Source organism: Stenotrophomonas acidaminiphila (assembly GCF_001431595.1).
GTDB lineage: Bacteria > Pseudomonadota > Gammaproteobacteria > Xanthomonadales > Xanthomonadaceae > Stenotrophomonas > Stenotrophomonas acidaminiphila.
The window spans coordinates 1-5,946 of the sequence record NZ_LDJO01000054.1; the positions used below are offsets into that span (position 1 = coordinate 1).

A 5,946-nucleotide genomic window follows, 5' to 3' on the forward strand; every position below is an offset into this window, starting at 1 on the left:
CGGCCAGGCCGGTGGCACCGGTCGCCCCGGCACCTGTTGCGGCGCCTGCACCGGTTGCGGTGCCAGCCCCTGCCCCTGCGCCTTCCCCTGCGCCTGTACCGGCACCGGCGCGCAGTGCGGCCGCACCGGCAGTCAGCGAAGGCGAGACGCCGGCTGCGGCGGCGACCGACGGCAACAATGTATGGGCCGCGCTGCAGGCACAGGCGCGCGAACCGTACCGGCCCCAGCGCCGCGCCAGCGAGCGCACCTCGCGCTGGCTGCGCCTGCGCTGCGGCGCCCAGGCCTATGCGCTGGAACTGCTCAAGGTGCAAGAGGTGGTGCTGCCGGTGCCACTGCTGGGCCTGCGCGGCACAGCCGCCTCGATGCTCGGCATCATGAACCTGCGCGGCCAAGTGGTGCCGGTGATCGACCTGGGCCTGCACCTGGGCTTCGCCGCGGTCGGCGAAGGCAGCCAGACCCGCATCGTGGTACTCGAGGAGAAGGGCGAGGTACTGGGCCTGCGGGTGTCCGCGGTCGAGGACGTGGCCAACCTGACCGAGTCGCAGATCGAGCCGCCCGATACCGCCCGCATCTGCCAGATATCCAACACCCTGTTCCGGGGCGTGGCCCGCATCGGCCAGCAGCCGATGATCCTGCTCGACGCCACCGAACTGCTGCAGTGCGAGCGCTGAAGCACCATGCCGCCCTGCACTGAGTCCGCACCCGGCACGGGCCGCGTTCCGTGCGCCAGTTCACGGATTCACATGCATTTGATCCGGCGCCTTAAAGATCGTTCCAGCACTGCCGTTAACTGGTCCAGTACCGTCTCTCCGGAGCAACGATGAGCACTGTGGCATTGGCGCAGGACCTGGGCATCGAGTCCACCAGCGACCTGAAGCAACACCTGGCCCCGCACCTGGGCCGGAGCGGCGCGTTGCGCGTGGATGCCAGCCAGGTGGCCCGGGTGCACACCGCCGCCATCCAGGTGCTGTGCGCCTTCGTCCTGGCCCGCCGCCAGGCCGGCCATGCCACCGTCTTCGACGACGCTACCGACACCTTCCGTGACGCCGCGCGCCTGCTCGGCGTCCTCCAGACCCTGGGTCTGGACGCAACCCCTGACAAATCGAATTCTGTGGAGAACGTTGCATGAGCGCTCGAATCCTGGTGGTGGACGACTCGGCGTCGATGCGCCAGATGGTGGCCTTCGCCCTCACCTCGGCCGGCTTTTCCGTCGAGGAAGCCGAAGACGGCGCCGTCGCCCTGGGCCGTGCCAAGGGCGCCAGGTTCAATGCGGTGGTCACCGACGTGAACATGCCCAACATGGACGGCATCTCGCTCATCCGCGAACTGCGCCAGCTGCCGGACTACAAGTTCACCCCGATGCTGATGCTGACCACCGAGTCGGCCGCCGACAAGAAATCCGAAGGCAAGGCCGCCGGCGCGACCGGCTGGCTGGTCAAGCCGTTCAACCCCGAACAGCTGGTCGCCACCGTCCAGAAAGTCCTGGGCTGATCGCCCTCCCACCGCACCGAACCCAGACCGGATAGCGCGCCGATGAGCATGGACCTGCAACGTTTCCACGCCACCTTCTTCGAGGAAAGCCGCGAAGGACTGGACGCCATGGAGGCCGGGCTGCTGGCACTGGAGGACGGGCAGCAGGATCCGGAAATCATCAACTCGGTGTTCCGCGCCGCGCATTCGATCAAGGGCGGCGCCGGCACCTTCGGCTTCGAGGCCATCGCCGGGCTGACCCACGTGCTGGAAACGCTGCTGGACGAGCTGCGTGCCGGCAAGCGGGCGCTGGAAAGCACCGCGGTCGATGCCATGCTGTCCTCGGTGGACGTGCTGCGCGCACTGCTGCGCGAGGCCGAACACGGCCAGGCCGCCGACCCGGCCGCGGTCGCCGCGGTCAAGGCACGCCTGGAAGCGGTGCTCTCCGGTACCGCCGCCGCACCGGTCGCGGCCCGGCAGGAACAGCCCGCGGCCGAGCCGGAAGGCTGGCAGATCGGCTTCGTCCCGGCACCCTCGCTGTTCATGAGCGGCAACGATCCGCTGCGCATCATCCGCGAGCTGGAAACCCTCGGCCCGCTGCAGGTCGAGGCGCGCATGCAGCGTCTGCCCGGGTTCGAGCAGATGGACCCGCTGGAAGCCTACATCGCCTGGGACCTGGGCCTGACCGGGCGCATCCCGCGCAGCAAGATCGAAGACACCTTCGCCTGGGTCGTGGACGACTGTGAGCTGGACATCCAGCCGATCATCGCCCCACCGAGCCTGGCCACCCACGCCCCGACCGCTGCCCAGGAAGTGGCCGCCGAGGTCGCCGCGGCCGCACGTCCGGCTGCCGCCGCAGCCACTGCCGCCGGTGGTGCGCACGAGGCCGAAAGCTCGATCCGCGTCAGCGTCGACAAGGTCGACGCGCTGATCAACCTGGTCGGCGAGCTGGTCATCACCCAGGCCATGCTCAAGCAGGTCTCCGGTGGCCTGGACCCGTCGCACGCCGAGCGCCTGCTGGCCGGCCTGGACCTGCTCGAACGCAATACCCGCGACCTGCAGGAAGCGGTGATCGGCGTGCGCATGCTGCCGGTGGACGCGGTGTTCCGCCGCTTCCCGCGGCTGGTGCGCGACCTGTCCTCGCGCCTGGGCAAGCAGGTCCGCCTGCGCACCATCGGCGAAGGCACCGAGCTGGACAAGGGCCTGATCGAGAAGATCGCCGACCCGCTGGTGCACCTGGTGCGCAACTCGATTGACCACGGCCTGGAAATGCCCGACGTGCGCCGCCAGGCCGGCAAGGACGAGATGGGCACCATCACCCTGGCCGCCTCGCACCAGGGCGGGCACATCGTCATCGAGGTCAGCGACGACGGTCGCGGCCTGAACCGCGACAAGATCCTGGCCAAGGCCCACGAACGCGGCCTGACGATTCCCGACAACCCGACCGATACCCAGGTCTGGGACCTGATCTTCCAGCCCGGCTTCTCCACCGCCGATGCGGTCACCGACCTGTCCGGCCGCGGCGTCGGCATGGACGTGGTCCGCCGCAACATCCAGGCGCTCGGTGGCGAAGTGCAGCTGGAAAGCCAGGCCGGCGCAGGGACCCGGGTGCTGATCCGCCTGCCGCTGACCCTGGCCATCCTCGACGGCATGACCGTTTCGGTTGCCGGCGAGACCCTGATCCTGCCGCTGGCCTACGTGCTCGAGGCGCTGCAGCCCAAGGCCGAAGACATCCGCACCATGGCCGGCGAAGGCCGCGTGCTGCGCGTGCGCGGCGAGTACCTGCCGATCCTGTCGCTGGGCCAGTACTACGGCTACCGCCAGGACAGCCATGCCGACCCGTTGGTGGTGGTGGTCGAGGGCGACGGGCAGAAGATCGCCCTGGAAGTGGACGAACTGCTCGGCCAGCAGCAGGTCGTGGTCAAGAACATCGAGAACAACTACCGCCGCATCGGCGGCGTTTCCGGGGCCACCATCCTCGGCGATGGGCGGGTCGCGCTGATCGTCGATGTCGGCGGCCTGGTGCGCTCGCTGCGCCTGCCGCAGGCTGCCTGACCCCACACGTCTCCGCCGTTCGCGGCGGGCCGCCACCGACGCATTCCGCGGCGGTCGCAGCGCGCCCTCGCCTGCCGGCGGCGTGGCGGCCGGCCCCTTGCCGCCGCCCCGTGCCCTTGCCACGCGCACCCTGCTGCCGCAGGACCGTGGGCGCCACACCGACCCCCGGCCCACGCCCCGGCGTGCCGCCGCCCTCGCTCCAGGACATCCGCATGCATCACCTCGCCCCGCTCGCCCTGCTCACCCTCGCCGCACCGGCCCTGGCCGGCACGCAGGCCGACGCATGGCCCCCGCGGCTGGCGCTGGCCGACGGCACCGAGGCTACGCTCACCGGCAACTTTGCCTGGGACATCAACCGCTTCGACGCCGACGGTACCGCCCTCGACAACGACCAGGACTGGCGCCGCAAGGAATTCGGTCTCGCCATCAAGCGCAAGGGTCTGTACGACTTCACCGCGTCCTACGACTTCCAGTCCGACACCTGGATGGACGTGGCGCTGCGCCTGGAGAGCAAGGGCCTGACCGGCCGCGACCTCGGCAAATGGCGCATCGGCCAGATGAAGCTGCCACTGGGCTTCGAAGGCAATACCGCCACCCGCAGCGGCGCCTTCATGGAGAACGCACTGCCCACGCAGGCGTTCTACGAGGGCCGCCGCATCGGCTTGGACTGGGCCCTGGAACGGCCGCGCTGGCTGTTCAATGCCGGCGCCTACAGCCACGACCTGCAGGGCAACAACCGCGGCGACAGCGTGGCCGCGCGACTGGCCTGGACCCCGCTCAAGCAGCCCTCGCATGTGCTGCACGTGGGCGTTTCCGGCACCCGCGAGCGTCCCGACGCCGAAACCAATGGATTGGGCGTGGAGGTCGCGCCGAGCGTGCGCTGGCGCGCCAGGCCGGAGGCGTCGCTGACCCCGGTGCGGCTGGTCGACTCGGGCACCCTGCGCGACGTCGAGCGCATCGACCGGCGCGGTCTGGAGGCGCTTTGGATCGAAGGCCCGTGGTCGCTGCAGGGCGAATACCTGCAGCAGACCACGCACCGCCACGGCCTGCCGCACTATCGTGGCGATGGCTGGTACCTGGCAGGCAGCTGGCTGCTCACCGGCGAATCGCGCACCTACAGCGGCGGCAACGTCGCCAATCCGCGCCCGGCAGGCAAGCGCGGCGCCATCGAGCTGCTGGCGCGCTACAGCCGCATCGACCTGGACGACGGCCTGGTCCGTGGCGGCCGCGAAAACAACTGGACCGTGGGCGCCAACTGGTACGTGGGCAACCACCTGAAGTTCCAGGCCAACTACGTCCGTGCCGATGCCCGGCGCGGCACCCTGCACTGGCAGCCCGAAGTGGTGCAGCTGCGCGCGCAGCTGCATTTCTGACGGCGCCCGCAGGCTCCGGTCCGCCGCCTGTCGGCATCCCGCTGCCGGGCGACCGGACAGGCGTCAAGAAGTGGACGCCGGCGCCGATACCGCAAATGTGCACCATACGGTGCGGGCCTCCCGTCGCGGCCATTCCACATTGATGACGTCGCGCAGGTGCGCCGGGCCTGCCTGTCGCTGAGCCTGTCACTGGAGATATCTGCGATGAAATGGTTCCAGAACCTTTCGATCACGCGGAAGCTTGTCCTCGCCTTCTGCATCACCTGCATGATCACCCTGCTGATGGGAGGGTTCTCGCTGTGGCGGATGATGCTCGCCAACACCCAGATCGAGCAGATCAACAACAACTGGATGCCGGCGGTCCAGCAACTCGGCGAGATGCGCGCGCAGCTCGGCGAGTTCCGTACCTATGAGCAGGCGCAGCTGGGCTACCAGGGCAACCCCGGGCAGCTGGCAGACTACGACAAGCGCCTGGCCGACACCCGCGGCCTGATCGAGGCCGCCGAGAAGGCCTACGACGACATCGAAACCGACTACACGCCGGAAGAGCAGGCGATGTACGAAAAGCTCAAGCAGCACCGCGCGGCGTATTTCGCCGCGCACGAGCGCATCGCCGCCGCCATCGCCGCCGACGATTTCGATACCGCGCGGAGCATCTCCTCGGACGAATCGCGCAAGCTGCGCCGCCTGCTGTTCGACCAGCTCAAGCTGATGTCCCAGTACAACCAGGAGCAACTGGCCCGGGACGTGGCCGCGTCCAGGCAGGCCTACCAGCGGTCGCTGATGGCGGTGGCCGCCGGCATGGCGCTGTCGCTGGTGCTGGCCGCCCTGCTGGGCTGGGCCATCATCCGCTCGATCATGCAGCCGCTGGGCGAGGCGGTACGCGTGGCCGACGATGTCGCCGCGGGCAAGCTCGACCGCCGCATCGACGCCTCGCGCCGCGACGAGGTCGGCAAGCTGCTGTCCTCGATGCAGCGCATGCAGGCGCAGCTGCAGGCAGTGATCGCCGCGCAGCAGGAAATGGGCCGCCAGCATGACGCCGGCATCA

General features: G+C 69.4%; 6 protein-coding genes. All 6 read left to right on the plus strand.

All coding sequences use genetic code 11. From position 1 onward, the window contains the following. A partial coding sequence (locus tag ABB33_RS14410; RefSeq protein ID WP_211260889.1) for a chemotaxis protein CheW occupies positions 1 to 671 on the plus strand: 671 nt, incomplete at its 5' end. A gap of 149 nt (positions 672 to 820) precedes the next feature. After that, a complete protein-coding gene (locus tag ABB33_RS14415) occupies positions 821 to 1,129 on the plus strand; it encodes an STAS domain-containing protein (RefSeq protein WP_054665885.1) in 309 nt (102 codons plus the stop codon). After that, the gene (locus ABB33_RS14420) at positions 1,126 to 1,491 is read left to right on the plus strand and encodes a response regulator (RefSeq protein WP_054665888.1); all 366 of its coding nucleotides are present in this window, start codon (positions 1,126 to 1,128) and stop codon (positions 1,489 to 1,491) included. Before ABB33_RS14415 ends, ABB33_RS14420 begins: the two co-directional genes overlap by 4 nt. Positions 1,492 to 1,533: 42 nt before the next feature. Beyond that, positions 1,534 to 3,525: a chemotaxis protein CheA gene (locus ABB33_RS14425; RefSeq protein WP_056932568.1), complete on the plus strand. Its 1,992-nt coding sequence runs from the start codon at positions 1,534 to 1,536 to the stop codon at positions 3,523 to 3,525. Positions 3,526 to 3,737: 212 nt separating this feature from the next. Further along, entirely contained in the window at positions 3,738 to 4,898 is a 1,161-nt protein-coding gene (locus ABB33_RS14430; RefSeq protein WP_056932569.1) for an OprO/OprP family phosphate-selective porin, read from the plus strand. A gap of 204 nt (positions 4,899 to 5,102) precedes the next feature. Continuing rightward, positions 5,103 to 5,946: MCP four helix bundle domain-containing protein (locus tag ABB33_RS14435; RefSeq protein WP_152985106.1), on the plus strand; the 844-nt coding region annotated here is incomplete at its 3' end.